Source organism: Bradyrhizobium guangdongense (assembly GCF_006483445.1).
Lineage (GTDB): Bacteria > Pseudomonadota > Alphaproteobacteria > Rhizobiales > Xanthobacteraceae > Bradyrhizobium > Bradyrhizobium guangdongense_A.
In genome coordinates this window covers 18,663-36,245 of record NZ_PPPT01000049.1, presented here as the reverse complement: position 1 = coordinate 36,245, position 17,583 = coordinate 18,663, and the positions used below count along the sequence as shown (strand labels likewise).

The 17,583-nt window shown below is 64.9% G+C and carries 13 protein-coding genes and 1 pseudogene; 5 read left to right on the top strand and 9 right to left on the bottom strand.

The genetic code is table 11. From position 1 onward, the window contains the following. Positions 1 to 212: pseudogene (locus C2U70_RS07865) on the top strand (hypothetical protein); the annotation flags it as partial. A gap of 100 nt (positions 213 to 312) precedes the next feature. On the opposite strand, the gene garD reads toward C2U70_RS07865, so the two are convergent. The 7 genes from garD to C2U70_RS07830 form a co-directional block, all read right to left on the bottom strand. Further along, positions 313 to 1,854, bottom strand: a complete 1,542-nt coding sequence (gene garD, locus C2U70_RS07860; RefSeq protein WP_140977435.1) for a galactarate dehydratase — start codon at positions 1,852 to 1,854, stop codon at positions 313 to 315. Between the two features lie 164 nt (positions 1,855 to 2,018). Further along, complete coding sequence (locus tag C2U70_RS07855; RefSeq protein WP_140977434.1) at positions 2,019 to 3,467, bottom strand: aldehyde dehydrogenase family protein; 1,449 nt, start codon at positions 3,465 to 3,467, stop codon at positions 2,019 to 2,021. A gap of 19 nt (positions 3,468 to 3,486) precedes the next feature. Beyond that, positions 3,487 to 4,842: a glucarate dehydratase gene (gene gudD, locus C2U70_RS07850; RefSeq protein WP_140977433.1), complete on the bottom strand. Its 1,356-nt coding sequence runs from the start codon at positions 4,840 to 4,842 to the stop codon at positions 3,487 to 3,489. 27 nt (positions 4,843 to 4,869) lie between these two features. Further along, positions 4,870 to 5,814 (bottom strand): 5-dehydro-4-deoxyglucarate dehydratase, encoded by a 945-nt coding sequence (gene kdgD, locus C2U70_RS07845; RefSeq protein WP_140977432.1) that lies wholly within the window; start codon positions 5,812 to 5,814, stop codon positions 4,870 to 4,872. Between the two features lie 153 nt (positions 5,815 to 5,967). Continuing rightward, positions 5,968 to 6,873, bottom strand: coding sequence for a LysR substrate-binding domain-containing protein (locus tag C2U70_RS07840; RefSeq protein WP_140977436.1), 906 nt, complete (start codon positions 6,871 to 6,873; stop codon positions 5,968 to 5,970). Positions 6,874 to 7,361: 488 nt separating this feature from the next. After that, complete coding sequence (locus C2U70_RS07835) at positions 7,362 to 9,314, bottom strand: hypothetical protein (protein WP_140977431.1); 1,953 nt, start codon at positions 9,312 to 9,314, stop codon at positions 7,362 to 7,364. A 219-nt stretch (positions 9,315 to 9,533) separates the two neighbouring features. Continuing rightward, positions 9,534 to 10,607: a lysylphosphatidylglycerol synthase transmembrane domain-containing protein gene (locus C2U70_RS07830; RefSeq protein WP_140977430.1), complete on the bottom strand. Its 1,074-nt coding sequence runs from the start codon at positions 10,605 to 10,607 to the stop codon at positions 9,534 to 9,536. A 411-nt stretch (positions 10,608 to 11,018) separates the two neighbouring features. Here C2U70_RS07830 and C2U70_RS07825 point away from each other — a divergent pair, with 411 nt between their 5' ends. Both C2U70_RS07825 and C2U70_RS07820 read left to right on the top strand, forming a co-directional pair. Then, the gene (locus C2U70_RS07825; protein ID WP_140977429.1) at positions 11,019 to 11,525 is read left to right on the top strand and encodes a ferritin-like domain-containing protein; all 507 of its coding nucleotides are present in this window, start codon (positions 11,019 to 11,021) and stop codon (positions 11,523 to 11,525) included. Positions 11,526 to 11,739: 214 nt separating this feature from the next. Further along, entirely contained in the window at positions 11,740 to 14,139 is a 2,400-nt protein-coding gene (locus tag C2U70_RS07820) for a bifunctional diguanylate cyclase/phosphodiesterase (protein WP_140977428.1), read from the top strand. Here the strand turns inward: C2U70_RS07820 and C2U70_RS07815 are convergent. Continuing rightward, positions 14,136 to 14,570 (bottom strand): hypothetical protein, encoded by a 435-nt coding sequence (locus C2U70_RS07815; RefSeq protein WP_140977427.1) that lies wholly within the window; start codon positions 14,568 to 14,570, stop codon positions 14,136 to 14,138. The two genes, C2U70_RS07820 and C2U70_RS07815, sit on opposite strands and share 4 nt — an antisense overlap. 80 nt (positions 14,571 to 14,650) lie before the next feature. Between C2U70_RS07815 and C2U70_RS07810 the strand changes: the two genes are divergently transcribed. Next, positions 14,651 to 15,250 (top strand): hypothetical protein, encoded by a 600-nt coding sequence (locus C2U70_RS07810; protein WP_140977426.1) that lies wholly within the window; start codon positions 14,651 to 14,653, stop codon positions 15,248 to 15,250. 56 nt (positions 15,251 to 15,306) lie between these two features. Further along, a complete protein-coding gene (locus C2U70_RS07805) occupies positions 15,307 to 15,912 on the top strand; it encodes a YdcF family protein (RefSeq protein ID WP_140977425.1) in 606 nt (201 codons plus the stop codon). A gap of 199 nt (positions 15,913 to 16,111) precedes the next feature. On the opposite strand, the gene C2U70_RS07800 is transcribed toward C2U70_RS07805, so the two are convergent. Further along, positions 16,112 to 17,455 (bottom strand): PLP-dependent aminotransferase family protein, encoded by a 1,344-nt coding sequence (locus C2U70_RS07800; protein ID WP_186294127.1) that lies wholly within the window; start codon positions 17,453 to 17,455, stop codon positions 16,112 to 16,114. Between the last annotated feature and the right edge of the window lie 128 nt (positions 17,456 to 17,583).

Genomic DNA, 17,583 nt, shown 5'->3' with positions numbered 1-17,583 from the left:
GCTGCTCGGATGCCGACGGCTATGTGCTGGCGGACGCCGATTGGGAATCCTATCAGGGCAAATATCGCGTGATGATCGACAATGAGTGGGTGATCGTGCCGGACGGCGCAGTGCTGACGCAGCCGAATAAGATCGGCCGCACGATGGTGTGGAAGCACTATATCGACGGCCACCCGCGCGTGCGCTGCTTCATGCCGGGCACCATGACCTAAAGCGCGATGAATCGTCATCGCGCTTTAGCTCTTTGTTTAAGCATGATCTTTTCGAAAAACCGCTTCACACTTTTCCGGATCATGCTCTAGGCGCTACGTCTCACGTCACCGGCGCGGGATTGAACAGGGTGAGATCGTTGTGGATGCCCCAGCGATCCGACCATGGCTTTGTGCGGCCGCTCGCGACATCGAGGATCAGGCGGAACAGGTCCCAGCCGGTTTCCTCGATGGTCTTCTCGCCGGTGGCGATGCGGCCGGCGTCGAAGTCGATCAGGTCCTTCCAGCGCCGCGCGAGCTCGCTGCGCGTGGCGACCTTGATGACGGGCGCGGCGGCAAGACCATAGGGCGTGCCGCGGCCGGTCGTGAAGACTTGCAGCGTCATGCCGGAGGCGAGCTGCAGCGTGCCGCAGATGAAGTCGCTCGCCGGCGTTGCCGCAAACAGCATGCCCTTCTGCGTCGCCTTTTCGCCGGGCGAGAGCACGCCGGTAATCGCGCTCGAGCCGGACTTGACGATCGAGCCCAATGATTTTTCGACGATGTTGGCGAGGCCACCCTTCTTGTTGCCAGGCGTGGTGTTGGCGCTGCGGTCGGCGCCGCCGCGCGCCAGATAGGAATCGTACCAGGCCATTTCGCGCACCAGTGCGCGGCCGACATCCTCGTTGATCGCGCGTCGCGTCAGGAGCTGGATGGCGTCGCGCACCTCGGTCACCTCCGAGAACATCACGGTGGCGCCCGCGCGCACCAGCAGGTCGGCGGCAAAACCGACGGCCGGGTTGGCGGTGACGCCGGAGAAGGCATCGCTGCCGCCGCATTGCAGGCCGATGACGAGGTCGGAGGCCGGGCAGGTCTCACGCTTGCGCGCGTTGAGGATTTTGAGCCGCGCTTCCGCCTGGGTCATGATGGCATCGACGATGGCGCCAAAGCCGTCAAAAGCTTCGTCCTGCATGCGCACGATGGCATCGCTTATGCCTTCGGGCACCAGCCGCTCCGGTGCGAGCTTTTCGCAGCCGAGGCCGACGACGAGGATCTCGCCGCCAAAGTTCGGGTTGAGCGCGAGGTTTTGCAGCGTGCGGATCGGTACGACCGCATCGGGCGCGGTGATCGCAACGCCGCAGCCATAGGCGTGGGTGAGGGGAACGACGTCGTCGACGTTCGGATACTTCGGCAGCAATTCGCTGCGGATGCGCTTCACCGCATATTCCAACGTGCCCTTGACGCATTGCACGGAGGAGGAGATGCCGAGGATGTTTTTGGTGCCGACCGAACCGTCCGCGTTGCGATAGCCTTCGAAGGTGTAGCCTTCGAGCGGCGGCAGCGGCGCCGGCACGGCGGTCGAGATCTCGAGCTTGTCGAGAGCAGGGGCCTCCGGCATGCGGATGCGCGCCTCATCGACCCATTCGCCGGCGAGGATGGGTGAGAGGGCATAGCCGATCATCTCGCCATAGCGGATGATCGGCGCGTCTTGTGCGATGTCGACCAGTGCCGTCTTGTGTCCCTGCGGCACGAAGGCGCGCAGCGTCAGCCCGCAGGCAAAACGGGAGCCGGCGGGAAGCCCGAAATCATTGACCACGATCGCGACATTGTCGCGCTCGTTGAGCTTGATGTAGCGGGGCTGTTCCTTTGCTGCGACGTCCTGGTCCATCACGGACTCCGAAAATGTAGGGTGGGTTAGCGTAGCGGCTGTGCGGAGCACAGTCCGCCAGCGTAACCCACCAATCTCTTTGTCGGCGGAAACAGAAGTGGTGGGTTACGCCGCGCGGACCGCGCTTCGCGCAGCCGCGGGGCTAACCCACCCTACGATCTCCTTCAACCCGGATTGGTGTAGGCGGTCTTCACCGTGGTGTAGAACTCGCGGGCGTAGGAACCCTGCTCGCGGGCACCATAGCTCGATCCCTTCCGGCCGCCGAACGGCACGTGATAGTCGACGCCGGCGGTCGGCAGATTGACCATCACCATGCCGGCCTCGCTGTTGCGCTTGTAATGCGAAGCGTATTTCAGGCTGGTGGTGCAGATGCCGGACGCAAGACCGAACTCGGTGTCGTTGGAGATTGCGAGCGCCTCTTCGTAATTCTTGGCGCGGATGACGGCGGCGACCGGGCCAAAGATCTCCTCGCGCGCGATGCGCATGTTGTTGTTGGCTTCGGTGAACAGCGCCGGCTGGAGATAGTGGCCGGGCGTCTCGCGCTTGAGGAGCTCACCGCCCCAGGCGAGCTTGGCGCCCTCGTCCTGGCCGATCTTGATGTAGCGCAGGTCCTGATCGAGCTGGCTCTGGTCGACGACCGGGCCGATATGCACACCGGCCTTGAGCGCATCGTCAACCGACAGGCCCTTCAGGCGCTCGGCCATCGCCGCGACGAAGCGGTCATGGATGCCTTCGGTGACGATCAGGCGCGAGGACGCGGTGCAACGCTGTCCCGTGGAGAAATAGGCGCCGTTGACGGCGACTTCGACGGCGACTTTGAGGTCGGCATCGTCAAGCACGACCAGGGGGTTCTTGCCGCCCATCTCGAGCTGGAACTTCTTCATCGACGTCGAGAGCACGCAGGCCTGCGCGATCTTGCGTCCGGTCTGCACCGAGCCGGTGAAGGAGATCGCGGCGACGTCCGGATGCTCGAGCAGCGTCTGGCCGACGACCGAGCCGGAGCCGACCACGAGATTGAAGACGCCGGGGGGAATGCCGGAGCGGGTTATGATCTCGGCGAGCGCATGCGCGGAGCCCGGCACCAGCTCGGCCGGCTTGAACACGACGGTGTTGCCGTAGCAGAGCGCGGGCGCGATCTTCCAGGCGGGGATCGCGATCGGGAAATTCCAGGGCGTGATCATGCCGACGACGCCGACGGGCTCACGGGTGATCTCGACGTCGAGACCCGGACGCACCGAGGGCCCCTTCTCGCCAGTCAGCCGCAGCGCTTCGCCGGCGAAGAACGCAAAAATTTGTCCGGCGCGGCCGACTTCGCCGATACCCTCCGGAAGCGTCTTGCCTTCCTCGCGCGCGAGCAGTTTGCCGAGCTCCTCCTTGCGGGCCAGGATCTCGGTCGAAATCTTGTTGAACGCGTCATAGCGCTCCTGCGGCGTCGAGCGCGCCCAGGCGGGGAAGGCGGCCTTGGCAGCGGCGATCGCCTTCTCGGTCTGCGCCTTGTCGGCCTTGGCGTATTCGCCGACGACGTCATTGGTGTTGGAGGGGTTGATGTTCCTGGTGATGGCGGAGCCATCGACCCATTCGCCGCCGATGAAGTTCTTCAGGATCGCTGTCATCTGTCGTCCTCCAGAGTTTTTACCGCACCAGACAGGGCCGCTTGTCGTCAAAAGTCCAGCCGGGGATCAGGTACTGCATGGCAATAGCGTCATCGCGCGCGCCAAGTCCATGCTTCTTGTAGAGGTTATGTGCGGCCTCGATCGCGGCACGGTCGATTTCAATGCCGAGGCCCGGCCTGTCAGGCACAGCGATCTTGCCGCCTCTGATCCGGAGCGGCTCCTTGGTCAGGGCCTGGCCGTCCTGCCAGATCCAGTGGGTGTCGATCGCGGTGACCTTTCCGGGCGCGGCGGCGCCGACATGGGTGAACATCGCGAGCGAAATGTCAAAGTGGTTGTTGGAGTGCGAGCCCCAGGTCAGGCCGTTGTCGCGGCAGGTCTGGGCGACGCGCACCGAGCCTTGCATGGTCCAGAAGTGGGGATCGGCGAGGGGAATGTCTACCGAGCCGAGCTTGAGCGCGTGGGACAATTGGCGCCAGTCGGTCGCGATCATGTTGGTCGCGGTCGGCAGGCCTGTGGCGCGGCGGAACTCGGCCATGATCTCGCGGCCGGAGAAGCCGGCTTCGGCGCCGCAGGGGTCCTCGGCATAGGCGAGGATGCCGTGCATGTCCTTGCAGAGGCTGATCGCCTCATCCAGCGACCAGGCGCCGTTCGGGTCGAGCGTCACCCGCGCATTGGGGAAACGCTTTGCGATCGCCGTGACCGCCTCGATCTCCTGCTCACCACGGAGCACACCGCCCTTCAGCTTGAAGTCGGCAAAGCCGTAATGGTCATGCGTCGCCTCGGCGAGCCGCACCACGGCCTCGGGCGTCAGCGCCTCCTGATGGCGGAGGTTGAACCAGGCGGGCTTGCCGGTCTCGCCTTCGACATAATCGAGGCTGGTCTTGCGGCGGTCGCCAACGAAGAACAGATAGCCGAGCGTCTCGACGCTCGGACGCTGCTGGCCCTCGCCGAGCAGCGCTGCGACGGGAAGGCCGAGATGCTGTCCGAGCAAGTCGAGCAACGCCGCTTCCACCGCGGTGACCGCGTGGATCATGACGCGCAGGTCAAACGTCTGTTTGCCGCGGCCGCCGGCGTCGCGGTCGGCGAATTTTTGGCGCATGTCGGCGAGGATGTTGTTGAGCGAGCCGACCGTCTTGCCGATCACCAGCTCGCGCGCGTCGTCCAGCGTCTTGCGGATCTTTTCGCCCCCCGGCACCTCGCCGACGCCGGTGTGGCCGGAGTCGTCGGTGAGGATCACGATGTTACGGGTGAAGAACGGTCCGTGTGCGCCGCTCAGATTGAGGAGCATGCCGTCGCGGCCGGCGACCGGGATCACCTGCATTGCCGTGACGACCGGTGCACTCAGGAACCCGATGCGGATCGCATCCTGAACCATTCGCCGCTCCTCCCTTTCTTGTTCTCGTTATTCTGCCGCTTGTTGCGCCGATTGCATGGCGGCCAAGTCTTGCACGAGTGCGGTCAGTTCCGCCATCTCATCCTGGGTCAGGTCGGTCAGCGGCGGACGCACGGGACCGGAATCGCGACCGATCACCTTCATGCCGGCCTTGATGATCGACACCGCATAGCCCTTCTTGCGGTTGCGGATCGCGATCAGGGGCAGGATAAAATTCTTCAGCCCGGCATGGATCGTGGCGTGATCGCGCTGGCGCACCGCGGCATAGAAGCGGGTGGCGAACTCCGGAACGAAGTTGAACACGGCGGACGAGTACGTCGTCACGCCCATGTCGAGATAGGGCAGCGCAAACGTCTCCGCAGTCGGCAGGCCGCCGATATAGGTCACGCGGTCGCCGAGCTTGGTATAGACGCGGGTCATCAGCTCGATGTCGCCGATGCCATCCTTGTAGCCGACGAGGTTCGGGCAGCGCTCGACCAGACGAGCAAGTGTGTCCGGCTGCAGAATGGCGTTGTCGCGGTTGTAGACGATGACGCCGATCTTGACGCTGGCGCAGACCGCCTCGACATGGGCGGCGAGGCCGTCCTGCTCGGCATGGGTCAGATAGGGCGGCAGCAGCAACAGGCCGTCGGCGCCGGCCTTCTCGGCACCGATGGCGATCTCGCGGGCGATCGCGGTGCCATAGCCGGTGCCGGCCAGCACGGGCACGCGGCCCTTGGTCTCCTCGACCGCGACTTTGACCACCTGCGGGACTTCGGATGGCGTCAGCGAGAAGAACTCGCCGGTGCCGCCTGCGGCAAAGAGACCGGCAACGTCATAGCCGCACAGCCAGTCCATGTTAGAGCGATATGTTGCCTCGTCGAAGGAATAGTCGGCCTTGAACGGCGTGACGGGGAAGGAGAGCAGGCCGGAACCGATCTTTGCGGCCATTTCCTGCGGGGTCATCTTGCTCATGGGCGCCACTCCGTTTTGGCTTTTGGGGGACACGCGAGGGGCGCGCGTCGATGTTGCGGGTGACGCAAAGGCTGCGTCCATGAGCCACTTACTTAGGAGAGCATTCGATGCGCGTCCAAGCCAAAGCCTATATCGAATGATGCGTCTTGAGCATCAATCTTCGATCGCTTCCGCCGCCCCCAGCTCGCCCGCGATCTTCACCAGCGTGGCGAGGAGCGGGTTCTCGTCGTCACGTCGCCACACCATGAAAAGCTCGACCGGAACGCGCGTGCGCAGCTTGAGCGGGCGCAGGCGCACGTCGGAGATTTTCAGATTGGCGGCGGCGGCCGGCACGATGGACAGGCCGAGGCCGGCGCGCACCATCGCGAGGATGGAATGGATCTGGCTGAGGTGCTGGACGTAGCGCGGTAATATGTCGGCGCGGGTGAATAGCGCCACCAGCAGATCGTGGAAGTAGCGGCTCTCATAGGGCGAGTACATCACGAAGGGCTGGTTGTCGAAGTCCTTGATGGTGATTGACTCGGCATTGGCCAGCGGATGTTTTTTCGGGATCGCGGCGAGCAGGGGCTCGGCCACCACGCGCCGGCTGGCGATCTCGGGACGCGCGATCGGCGGCCGCAGCAGGCCGGCGTCGATCTGGCCGGAGGTCAGCGCCTCGAACTGGTCGCCTGACACCATCTCCTTTAGCGAAAAATCGACCTCTGGCATCTTTGCGCGGCAGGAGGCGACGAGCTCGGGCAGGAAGCCGTAGGCGGCCGCCGCCGTGAAGCCGATCTTCAGTGAGCCGGTCTTGCCGAGCGCGATGCGGCGGGCGACCTGGGAGGCGCTTTCGGCGAGTTTCAGGATGCGCCTCGCCTCGGGCAGGAAGCTCCGGCCGGCCGGCGTCAGCCGCACCGAGCGGCTGGTGCGCTCCAGGAGCGGCGCGTCGATGATGTGCTCGAGTACCTGGATCTGCCGCGACAACGGCGGCTGGGTCATGTTCAGCCGGGCTGCGGCGCGGCCGAAGTGCAATTCCTCCGCCACGGTCACGAAACAGCGGAGCTGGTTGAGGTCGAACATCGATACAGACCGTAGATGGATGAGGCGTTTCTCTGGCATTTCTAGCATCGATCTCCCCCGAAACAAAGACGGCGGCTTTTGAGGGCCGCCGTGAGTTGCCTGATCCGCTCCCGATAGGAGGAAGCGCTCAGGAGGAAGGTTCGAGCTGGACCATTTCGGTCCTGCCCATGATGACAAGAGAGGGGCGCGCGGCGGCAGGTGCGTTGGCGCCGGCGAAAAAGAGCCTGACGTGAGCTCGTCTCGCGTCCATGGCGGATGGCATCACAGCGCTCATCACGCGCCTCCCTTGAATTTTTCCTTGCTGCCTTCCTAGAGGCGCACGCGGCAGGGAGTCCAAGTTGAAGGGAGTATCGATTGATACCGATTTTGGATTGATGGAGAGGTGAGGCCGGTGCGAGCTGTGTAGCCGCATAAGCGAAGCGTCATGAGGGGACGATCGTCCCGGATATCGCTTCGCTCACCCGGGCTACGAGTTCATCGCTTCTTCGCTACTGCTTCGTCCCGAACGGCAGCGGCAAGAGCTGCTGCCCGCGCGTCACGTTCGGCGGCACGGCGTCGAGCCCAAGCACGGCGCTTGCGGCAGGGAATGCGGCGTCGGCCATCGCGGCGTGGCCTTCGGCGGATGGATGCACCGCGCCGCCATAGACGGCGGACAGCACGCCCCAGGTTGCGTCGTGGATGTCTGACGGCTGGCTCGCGGCCGGCAGGCCTTGCGGATAGGTCATCGCGGCAAAGTAGCTGTCATTGGCGTCGCGGATCCAGCGCGCACGCGGCAGATAGGCGCGATAGTCGGAGGCGCCGTGGCCGCACAGCATCGGCTGGCTGGCCGCGGAGATGATGTCGGGATTGAAGGTCTGGCCGTTCTCGGCAAAGCAGGTGCGGTCGAATTCCGGATCGTTGCCGGCGCGCGCGCAAAAGCCGTGATCGGCAAACGTCGCCTGATGTGCATCGACGAAGGTCATGCGATCGGCCTCGGGATCCCGGCACAGCGCCCCGCGCGTGCAGGTCGCGAGCCCCTTCAGTTGCGGCAAAAATTCCGTGTCGACGAAGGTCGAGACGCGCGCAAGCCGCTGCGGATCGATATTGAAGGACGGATGAACCTCGAAGCCGGCACGGCCGCCACGGCAGGGCACGCCGCCGTCGGCCAGCGCCGGATTGGCGTAGGAGACGTAGACGACGTGGCTGAGGTCGCCGCCGACCAGCGGCTTCAGCGCCTCGCGCAGCTTGACGAAGTTTTGCGGCAGCTCGCGCGCCAGCGCGTCGCGGGAATCGTCGACGCCGGCCAACACGCCGCTACGCGCGAACAGCGTGCGCTCGGTCGCGGTTTCCACCATCACGTCGGCAACGAGGCCGGAGAAATAGACGTCGTTGGCTCCGACAGACAGCAGCACGAGGTCGAGCGCGCGATCCGGCTGACGGCGTTTGGCCGCGGTCAGCGCTTCCTTCAACTCGGCGACCTGGGCGTTGACGTTGCTCTGGCAGGTGCCGGTCTTGCCGGGCGGGCATTCGCGCGCACGCTGCGAGCCGAGCAGGCCGGAGCCGATGCTGGCACCAGTGCACGCGAGCGGCAGATAGGTCACCGCGATGTGCGGATAGCGCAGCGCCAGCGCCAGCGCCGTTCGCGTCTGGTAACTGTAAAGCGAGCGGTGGCACGGCGCGTTGAACCAGAGCGCGCTGTATTTCTGCCAGTTCGCCAACGTATCCGGCGCCTCGCAGGCGCGGCCGCCCTTGAAGCCGGCGCGGCTTGGCCGGTAGTAGCCCGCGCTCGAAGTGCCGAGATAGGAGCGGAAGCAAAAGCCTTCGTCGGAGAGCGCGATCGCGCGGTCCGGATTGCCTTCGCCCGAGGCGATGCTGTCGCCGAGCCCGGCAACGAAGATGTCTCGGACCTGGATCTCGGTCTGGACGCGCTGGGTCGGATCGGAGCCGGACGAGATGTCGACGGTCGCAACCGTCGGCCTGCCGTAGCGCACGCGCAGATTGACCGGCTCGGCGCAGTCGAAGGTCGAGCTCTGCGGCCCGTCGCCGTCGTCGAACGACCAGGCGCAGGTGGCGCCGACCGGCACGGCTCCGGCGAGGCGCACCGTGACGGGGTGGTCGATCGGGGTGAGGTAGCTTTCCTTGACGTTGTCGCGGTTGCAGGGCTCGTTGACCCGGCCCGCAAGATCGATGCAAAGGCGGTTGACGGTGTTGCGCGCCCAGCCGCGGCCGTCGCTCTGCACTTCCAGCGCCTGTTCGGAGGCGAGGATGCTGCGGTTGCGGCCGCTGTCGAGCTGAAGCAGGAAGTCGCGCTCCTCGCGGAACAGGCGGAAGCGGTTGCGCACTTCCCAGGTGATTTGCACGCCGCCGGCATCCTGCGCGGCCGCACGTTCGGTGGGCAAGGCGGCAAGCGTCCCGGCGAGCAGGACGGCGGCGAGCAAGGTGCGGTAAGAGGGTCGGATCATGGCCCGCGTGTTCAACGTCAGAGTTGAGGCGGAAATAAGAGAAGCACGCCGCATCGATTGCGACGTTCGGCTACCCCGTTTTGCGCCTTATCGGTGCCTATGACTAGAGCATGATCCGGAAAAGTGCGCAGCGGTTTTCTCTTGCGACAAACGCGGAACGCGTTTGCGCGGAGATCATGCTCGAACAAGGAGCTAAAGCGCGATGAAACTCATCGCGATTTACCGTTTCGCCTGCCGCAGCGGTCGCTCCATCGGCGTCACCTGCTTGGGCAGGTTACCTTGCGCGCAGGCTTCCGCAAGCCGCCGCCGCTCCTGCCAGGGCTTTCCGACGTTCATCCAGAGCTCGCGCGTTCCCATGATCGAGATCGCCATGCCGAACGGGATCACGAAATAGAGCAGGCGGAAGACCAGAAGCGTGGCCAGCAACTGCTCGCGGCCGAACTCCGGCAGCGCCACCAGCATGGCGGCGTCGAACACGCCGATGCTGCCGGGCGCATGGCTCGCAAAGCCCAGCAGCGTGGCCAGGATGAACACCACGGAGAGCGACATGAAGTCGATGTGAGGGCTTGCCGGCACCAAGAGATACATCGCCATGGCGCAGAAGCCGAGATCGACCACGCCGATCAGGATCTGCACCAGCGTCAGCGGTGCCGACGGCAGCACGACCTTCCAGCCCTTCTGGCCTAGCTCTCGGCGCTTCTCGCCCATCGAGAGCCAGACCAGATAGGCGATGATCGAGGCGAGGCCGCCGAGCGCGATCAGCCGGTTGATCGCCGGCGGCAACTGGTCCATCGCGGTGGCCGCATCCGGATGCCAGGCCATGCCGATGGAGAGCACAAAGATGTTACCGAGCCAGAAGGTGAGGCCGGAGAGGAAGCAGATCTTTGCGACGTCGATCGCATTCAGCCCGTAGTCGGAATAGATCCGGAAACGGATCGCGCCGCCGGTGAACACGGTGGCGCCGATATTGTGACCGATCGAATAGGAGGTGAAGCTGGAGAGCGCGGCGATCCTGTAAGGCACGTGCCGCTTGCCGATCGTTCGCAACGCGAAGAAATCGTAGAAGGTCAGCGTACAGAACGCGAAGAAGACGCACAGCGCCGCAAGCCCGATATTGCCGCGGGGAATTTCGGTCAGCGCGGTCAGGATGACGCCGGTATCGATGCCCTTGAGCGTGCGCACCAGCGTCGTCACCGCGAACGCGATGATCATGACGCTCGCGGCAATGCCCAGCCGTCGCCAGCCGATCCATCTCGTGAAGCCGCGTTTCAGCGCGGACAGCAGTTCGTGCATTCATCCTCCCGGCGGGGCGGCAAGACCCAATCGGGCCGTTGGCCGATTGGGTGCGATCGTCGTCAAAGGTGGGGCATCGATCGCCTGCATATATATTGGTTTCTTAAGGCAAAAACAGCGGCTTGTGCAGCCCTTGACAAGGAGAGTTCTGCATTTGGCCGGCCTCTTTCGTCATACGGCCTACACATTACCCCGGGTTAACAATTCCGAGTCGCGACGGCGCGGCGCTCCCATACCGGCAATATCGCAAACCCGTGCTCCGGGCGCCTTGTTCCAGCTCAATGTGATCTGTCGTTTCGGAACGTCCGTGCAAGCGGCCCGTTAGCGTATCATCAGCAATCGAATGGAGCGGACGAGGGCTTGCCTGCAAGCCCGCGCGGCTCTGTTCCCGAAAACATGAGGACTGGAACGATGGGATTGTTCACCAAGGACATCAAGACCATGAACGACCTGTTCGTGCATCAATTGCAGGACATCTACTACGCCGAGCAGCAGCTCACCAAGGCGCTGCCTAAAATGGCTGACAAGGCCACCGATCCCGTGTTGAAGCAGGGCTTTTTGACGCATCTGGAGGAGACAAGGCAGCACGTGAAGCGGCTGGAGGAGGTCTTCAAGATGCATGGCGTCGAGGTGAAGGCGGTCGACTGCCCGGCGATCGATGGGATCATCGAGGAAGCGGAGGAGACCGCGAGCGAAGTCGCCGACAAGGCGGTGTTGGATGCGGCGCTGATCAACGCCGCGCAGGCCGCGGAGCACTATGAGATCACCCGCTACGGCAGCCTGATCGCCTGGGCCAAGCAACTCGGCCGCAACGATTGCGCGAGCGTGCTCGCCAAGACGCTGGAGGAAGAGAAGGCGACCGACAAGAAGCTCACCACGCTTGCGGAAAGCAAGGTCAATCTGCGCGCCGCGAGCTGAGCAGACGGCGCACATCCAACGCCGCGCGGCCGACGCGCGGCGTTGTCGTGTTTTTTGGGTCGGCTGCGTGTGGCCACAATTGCAGACATGGCGCTAACCAAAACGCAAGCATAGGGACCACATGCTTCGTTCACCATGAGCGGAAGGGGATCGCAGCCGGTTACCTCGTATCCACTTCTGCTCTTTTTAGTGCAGGCTCCAACGGGGTCCTGCAATGTACCAAGTCCTCTATTGCCTCACCGCGGAGCACGATTGGCGCCTGGTCGCGCTGGGCGGAGCGGTGTGCCTGCTCGCCAGCACTGCGGCGATCAGCCTGTTTCACCGGGCTCGGGCATCTCAGGGACTGTCGCGGGTCGCCTGGGTCGCGCTGGATGCTGCCGTTAGCGGCTGCGGCATCTGGGCGACGCATTTCATCGCCATGCTGGCCTATGGGCCGGGCGCCGGGGCGGCCTACAACATTCCGATAACCATCCTGTCCCTGGTCTTCGCGGTATCAGTCACCTTCGTCGGCCTGGGTATCGCGGTATCCGCGACGCGCTGGCCGTTCGTCGCGCTTGGCGGCGCGATCGTCGGCGCCGGCGTTGCCGCCATGCACTACACCGGCATGATGGCGCTGGAGATGCCGGCACGCGTCGGCTGGACCGGCGGCACGGTTGCGGCCTCGATCCTGTTCGGCGTCGTCTTCGGTGCGATCGCGCTCTGCGTTGCCGCACGGCGCGATGATATCCGCCACAGCCTCGGCGCAGCCGGCCTGCTGACCTTTGCCATCGTCTCGCACCATTTCACGGCGATGGGCGCAGTCGTCCTGACGCCGGATCTCACCATGATGACCAGCGGCATGTCGGTCGCGCCGGGCGCATTGTCCTTCCTCACGGCGAGCGCCGCGGTCAGCATCATCGCCATCGCGCTGGTCGCGGCACTTCTGGACCGTCGCGCCAAGGGCGAGCTCGGCCACAAGCAGATGGTGCTCGACACCGCGCTCGAGAACATGTCGCAGGGGCTGTGCATGTTCGACGCCGACGGCAAGATACTCCTGTTCAATGAACGCTATGCGGCCATGCTCCGCCGCACCGACATCCAGCTCACGGGCCGCCCGCTGCTCGATGTGCTTCAGGAGGAAAAGGTCAAGGGAAACTGGCAGGGCGATCCGGACCAGTTCTTTGCGCAGCTCGTCGACGACGCCCGCGCGGGGCGCACCACGACCACGATCGTGAACCGGTTCGACCGTTCGATCCGCGTCGTCAATCAGCCGATGCTCGGCGGCGGCTGGGTCGCGACCTTCGAGGACATCACCGAGTGGCTCGCGGCGCAGGAAAAGATCTCGCACATGGCGCGCCACGACGCGCTGACCAATCTGCCGAACCGCGTGCTGTTCCACGAGCAGCTCGAGCAGGGATTGCGCCTTGCCAAGCCCGGCGACCAGCTCGCCGTGCTCTGCCTCGACCTCGACCACTTCAAGGACATCAACGATTCGCTCGGCCATCCCATCGGCGATGCGCTGCTCAAGGAGGTCGGCCGGCGGCTGGCCGCCTGCGTCGGCGAGAATGATACGGTGGCGCGGCTGGGTGGCGACGAATTCGCCGTCGTCCAGCTCGGCAGGGAAGAGGAGGCTGCTGCCACCGCGCTTGCCGCCCGGCTGGTCGAGGCCATCTCGGCGCCGTATGACATCGCCGACCACCAGATCGTCATCGGGGTCAGCATCGGCATTTCGCTGTTCCCCCAGGACGGCGACAATCCGAACGAGCTTTTGAAGAACGCCGATCTCGCGCTGTACCGCGCCAAGGCGGACGGTCGCGGCACCTATCGCTTCTTCGAGACTGGCATGGACGCGCGCGCCCAGGCGCGGCGGCTGCTGGAAATGGACCTGCGCGCGGCGGTTCAGCGCAACGAGTTCGCCGTCTACTATCAGCCGATCCGCGACGTCGCGCGCGACGTGGTCGTCGCCTTCGAGGCGTTGATCCGCTGGAACCATCCCGAGCGCGGCCTGATTTCGCCGGTGAGCTTCATCCCACTCGCCGAGGAGACCGGCCTGATCGTGGCGCTCGGCGAGCAGGTGCTGCGTGCGGCTTGCGCGGACGCCGTGACCTGGCCGGATAGTATTGGCGTCGCCGTCAATTTGTCGCCGGTGCAGTTCAAGAGCCAGAACCTGGTGGGCTCGGTCGTGGAGGCGCTTGCGCTGTCCGGGCTCGATGCGCGCCGTCTCGAGCTCGAGATCACCGAGTCCGTGCTGCTGCAGAACAGTGAGTCAACGCTGACGACGCTGCACGAGCTGCGCGCGCTCGGCGTGCGTATCTCGCTGGACGATTTCGGCACCGGCTATTCGTCGCTGAGCTATCTGCGCAGCTTCCCCTTCGACAAGATCAAGATCGACCGCTCCTTCGTGCAGGAGCTTTCGACCCGCGAGGACTCGATGGCGATCGTGCGCGCCGTGACCGGGCTTGGACGCAGCCTCGGCATTGCGACGACGGCCGAAGGCGTCGAGAACGACGCGCAGCTCGAATTGCTCAAGCGCGAGGGCTGCACCCAGGTGCAGGGCTATTTGTTCAGCCAGCCGCGGCCTGCTTCCGAAGTTGCAAACATGCTGGTGCGACCGAAGGTCCGCGCCTCGGCCTAGGTTTTGCGGAGCGCGAAATGCGCGCCGCAGAACGCCATGGCTGCGCCGAGGCACAGCGCGGCGAGGCCCGCGAGCACGCCCGAGATGGTGGGGATCGGGCTTGGCGCGGAGGCCGCTTGGCCGGCGCCGGCCAGCAGCAGCACGCCGACCGCGATCAGGAACTGCCGCATCCGCTGCGGGATCTGGCCGGAGGCGGCGCTGTGCATCAGCGTGGCCGTGAAGTAGCCGCCGGAGAAGCCGACCGTCGCAATCAGCCACCACGCGATCGCCGCCCCCGCTGGCATGAATTCATGCGTGTCCGAGCGCCAGAGGCCGCCGAGGTCGAGCCCGTAACGGGCACCGAGCATGTGCACGGCAAGCGCGAGCAGCACGCCCGAGATCATGGCGCCCCCGAGGATCAGGCGGCGCGGGAAAAAGGTCGTCTCAGCCATGCCCCGCTTGTAGGATGGCGCAAGGGCGCCGCGCAAGCTGGTCGCGGAGTGTGCCCGGTGGATGAATTGGATCGATCTGGATGTCCGAGGCGGAGGCGAGGGCGCCTGCCAAGAGCTCCACTTACAAGAGCTATGCTTACAAGGCCTCGCTGATCGGCTCGGCGCACCGCTTCGAACTGACCGAGGAGGGGTTGTCCTGGCACATCGGCGGGCGTTCCGGCCTGTGGGGCTACGGCGAGATCTCGGCGATCCGCCTGTCGTACCGGCCGGTGTCGATGCAGCAGCATCGCTTCCGCGCCGATGTCAGCCATGCCGATGGCGGCCGCATCGCGATCCTGTCCACGAGCTGGCAGACCGCGGCGCTGATGGCGCCGCAGGACCATGGCTATCGCGACTTTATCGTCGAACTGCATGCGCAGATGGCGAAAGCCGGCAGCCGCGCGGTCCTGACCGCGGGCCTCGGGCGCGTGACCTACGCCGCGGCGCTGGCGCTGCTCGCGCTGCTGGCGGTTTCGATGGCCGGGCTGCTCATCCGCGCGCTGATGATCGGCGAATTCGCCGGCGTGCTGTTCATCATCGGTTTTGCCGCGCTGTTCACCTGGCAGGTCGGCGGCTTCATCCGGCGCAACCAGCCGCGGACCTATCGTTTCGATGCCCTGCCGAAGGACCTGCTGCCGTAACCGGCGGCAATCAAACGTGACTTCGCGGCAGGCCGCCGCTGCCGCATCTTGCGGCCATGTCTGAGACGGACCGCAGCACCCGCCTGCCCACGGCGGACGAGATCGCCTCCATCAACGCCACCCACCTGATCGAGACGCCGCTACGGCCGGCCAACCTCCTGTTCCTGTTCGGGACGCGGGAGGATGTCGCCTTGCGCGTCGAGACCGCCGCACGGCTGTGGCGGGGCGGCTATTTCCGCTGGTCGATTGTCAGCGGCGGGGTGACGCCGGGCTCGGAGCAATCCGAGTGCAATGTCATCAAGCCCGCGATGGTCGCGGCGGGCATTCCGGCCGACCGGATTTTGGAAGAGCACCGCGCCATGAACACCGGGGAGAACGTGGTCTTCTCGCTGCCGATCATCGACGCCGCGATCGGCCTGCGCAACATTCGCAGCGTGATCTGCCTCGGCAACACCTGGACCGCGCGGCGCTATCCGATGACGCTGCACCGGTATTGGCCGGAGGTGACCAAGATGCTGCTCACCGTCGACAGCTTTGCGACGCCGCGCGCACTTTGGCACACGAATGCGGAATTTCGCCGCCGCATGCTGCATGAGTGGGACAAGATCGCGCCCTACAAGGCGAGGGGATTTATCGCGGACTGGCCTGAGGCGCAGGCATAATCCGAAAAAAGTGCGAAGCGGTTTTCGCAAGGATGCGGCATCGGCAATAAGGTTGAAAACAACCCCATGCACAGTAGCCGGAGGCCAGGACTGAGTGGCTGCGGATTTTACGAAATAGCGCTTGACCCGTCGGGCAAATCAGGTGTATATTGGCATCATCGCGAGGTTCGACCTCAATGCGATTGCGCTTTGAGCCGCGCTACTCGGTCGAGTCAAAATCCTCTTCCCGCGCGCGCAGCATCGAGGCCATCGTCCGCAAGCCGGCGTCGAGCTGCTCGAAGCTCGGGGCGCCCAGCGCAAGCCGCACCGCATTCGGCGCGTGACCGGAGGCGATGGCAAATGTCGTCGACGGTGTCAGCGCGATGTCGCGGCGGCCGGCGGCGGCGACGAAGGTCTGCGAGCGCCAATGATGCGGCAGCGCCAGCCACAGATGATAGGAGCGCGGATCGGACTGGATATCGAAGCCGGCGAGCCGCTGCGACGCCAGATGTTGACGCTTGCCGGCATCGATGCGCTTGAGCCGCGACAATTCGGCCGCGGTGCCGTCACCCATCAAGCGTTGCCCGGCCGCAAACGCATAGCCCGACGCGGTCCAGCCGCCCGAGCGCACCGACGCCATCACGCTCTCGCGCAGATGCGGCGGCGCGACGATGAAGCCGAGCGCAAGGCCGGGAGCGACCTTCTTCGACAGGCTGTCGATGACGAGGCAGCGATCCGGCGCCAGCGCTGCGAGCGGGGCTTCGTCGGCGAGGAATCCGTACACGGTGTCTTCGATGATCGGCAGATCGAGCTTTTCGGCGACACGCAGGATGTCGTTGCGGCGCGCGAGCGGAATGGTGATGCCGAGCGGATTCTGGATCGTCGGCTGCAGATAGAGTGCGGCGAGATGCGCCTCGCGATGCGCTTTCTGGATCGCGTCGGGACGCATGCCATGCTCGTCCATCGACAGCGGCACCAGCGTGATGCCGAGACGCGCCGCGATGCCCTTGATGAAGGGATAGGTGAGTGCCTCGACGCCGCAGCGTCCGCCGGCGGGCACGAGTGCTGCGAGTGCAGCGGCAATGCATTGCCGGCCGTTCGACGTGAACACGAGATGATCGGGATTCGGCGACCAGCCCTGGCGCGAGAGATAGGCGGCGGAAATGCTGCGCGTCGTCGCTGTCCCCGTGCTCGTCGCGGGACGCAGCGCGACTTCGAGCGCGTCGGGCCGTTCGAGGCCGGCAAGACTCTTGGCGATCATCGCCGGCTGCTGCGGCAGTAACGGATAGTTGAACTCGAAATCGACGCGTGCGCCGCGCGGTTCGGCGGGCACAGCGATTCCGCGCCGTGTTTCGCCGGAAATAAAGGTGCCGCGGCCGACTTCGCCGACCACGAGGCCCCGGCGCAATAACTCCGTGTAAACTCTGCTCGCGGTAGAGACGGCAATCCCGCGTTCATACGCAAAACTACGTTGCGGCGGCAGGCGATCGCCTGGTTTGCGGGCACCGCTCGATATTTCGGCAGCGATGGTATCGGCCAGTTTCACGTATTCGAACTTCGACATTATTGCACCGAGAGCAATGTTTTCCTTGCACCGACGATTGTACTGGAGCATTTAAGTTCCATCAAGTTCAGCGATTGGACCGAGGGCTGCGAGAGCAATCCGAGGGCAATAAGGAGCAGGCGCTTTGC

Bases quoted from the DNA above. Each gene is read 5' to 3' on its own strand.
- garD (WP_140977435.1), bottom strand. From the start codon at position 1,854: ATGGACCAGGACGTCGCAGCAAAGGAACAGCCCCGCTACATCAAGCTC.
- C2U70_RS07855 (WP_140977434.1), bottom strand. From the start codon at position 3,467: ATGACAGCGATCCTGAAGAACTTCATCGGCGGCGAATGGGTCGATGGC.
- C2U70_RS07820 (WP_140977428.1), top strand. From the start codon at position 11,740: ATGTACCAAGTCCTCTATTGCCTCACCGCGGAGCACGATTGGCGCCTG.
- C2U70_RS07800 (WP_186294127.1), bottom strand. From the start codon at position 17,455: ATGTCGAAGTTCGAATACGTGAAACTGGCCGATACCATCGCTGCCGAA.
- gudD (WP_140977433.1), bottom strand. From the start codon at position 4,842: ATGGTTCAGGATGCGATCCGCATCGGGTTCCTGAGTGCACCGGTCGTC.
- C2U70_RS07805 (WP_140977425.1), top strand. From the start codon at position 15,307: ATGTCTGAGACGGACCGCAGCACCCGCCTGCCCACGGCGGACGAGATC.
- C2U70_RS07840 (WP_140977436.1), bottom strand. From the start codon at position 6,873: ATGTTCGACCTCAACCAGCTCCGCTGTTTCGTGACCGTGGCGGAGGAA.
- kdgD (WP_140977432.1), bottom strand. From the start codon at position 5,814: ATGAGCAAGATGACCCCGCAGGAAATGGCCGCAAAGATCGGTTCCGGC.
- C2U70_RS07815 (WP_140977427.1), bottom strand. From the start codon at position 14,570: ATGGCTGAGACGACCTTTTTCCCGCGCCGCCTGATCCTCGGGGGCGCC.
- C2U70_RS07835 (WP_140977431.1), bottom strand. From the start codon at position 9,314: ATGATCCGACCCTCTTACCGCACCTTGCTCGCCGCCGTCCTGCTCGCC.
- C2U70_RS07830 (WP_140977430.1), bottom strand. From the start codon at position 10,607: ATGCACGAACTGCTGTCCGCGCTGAAACGCGGCTTCACGAGATGGATC.
- C2U70_RS07825 (WP_140977429.1), top strand. From the start codon at position 11,019: ATGGGATTGTTCACCAAGGACATCAAGACCATGAACGACCTGTTCGTG.
- C2U70_RS07810 (WP_140977426.1), top strand. From the start codon at position 14,651: ATGTCCGAGGCGGAGGCGAGGGCGCCTGCCAAGAGCTCCACTTACAAG.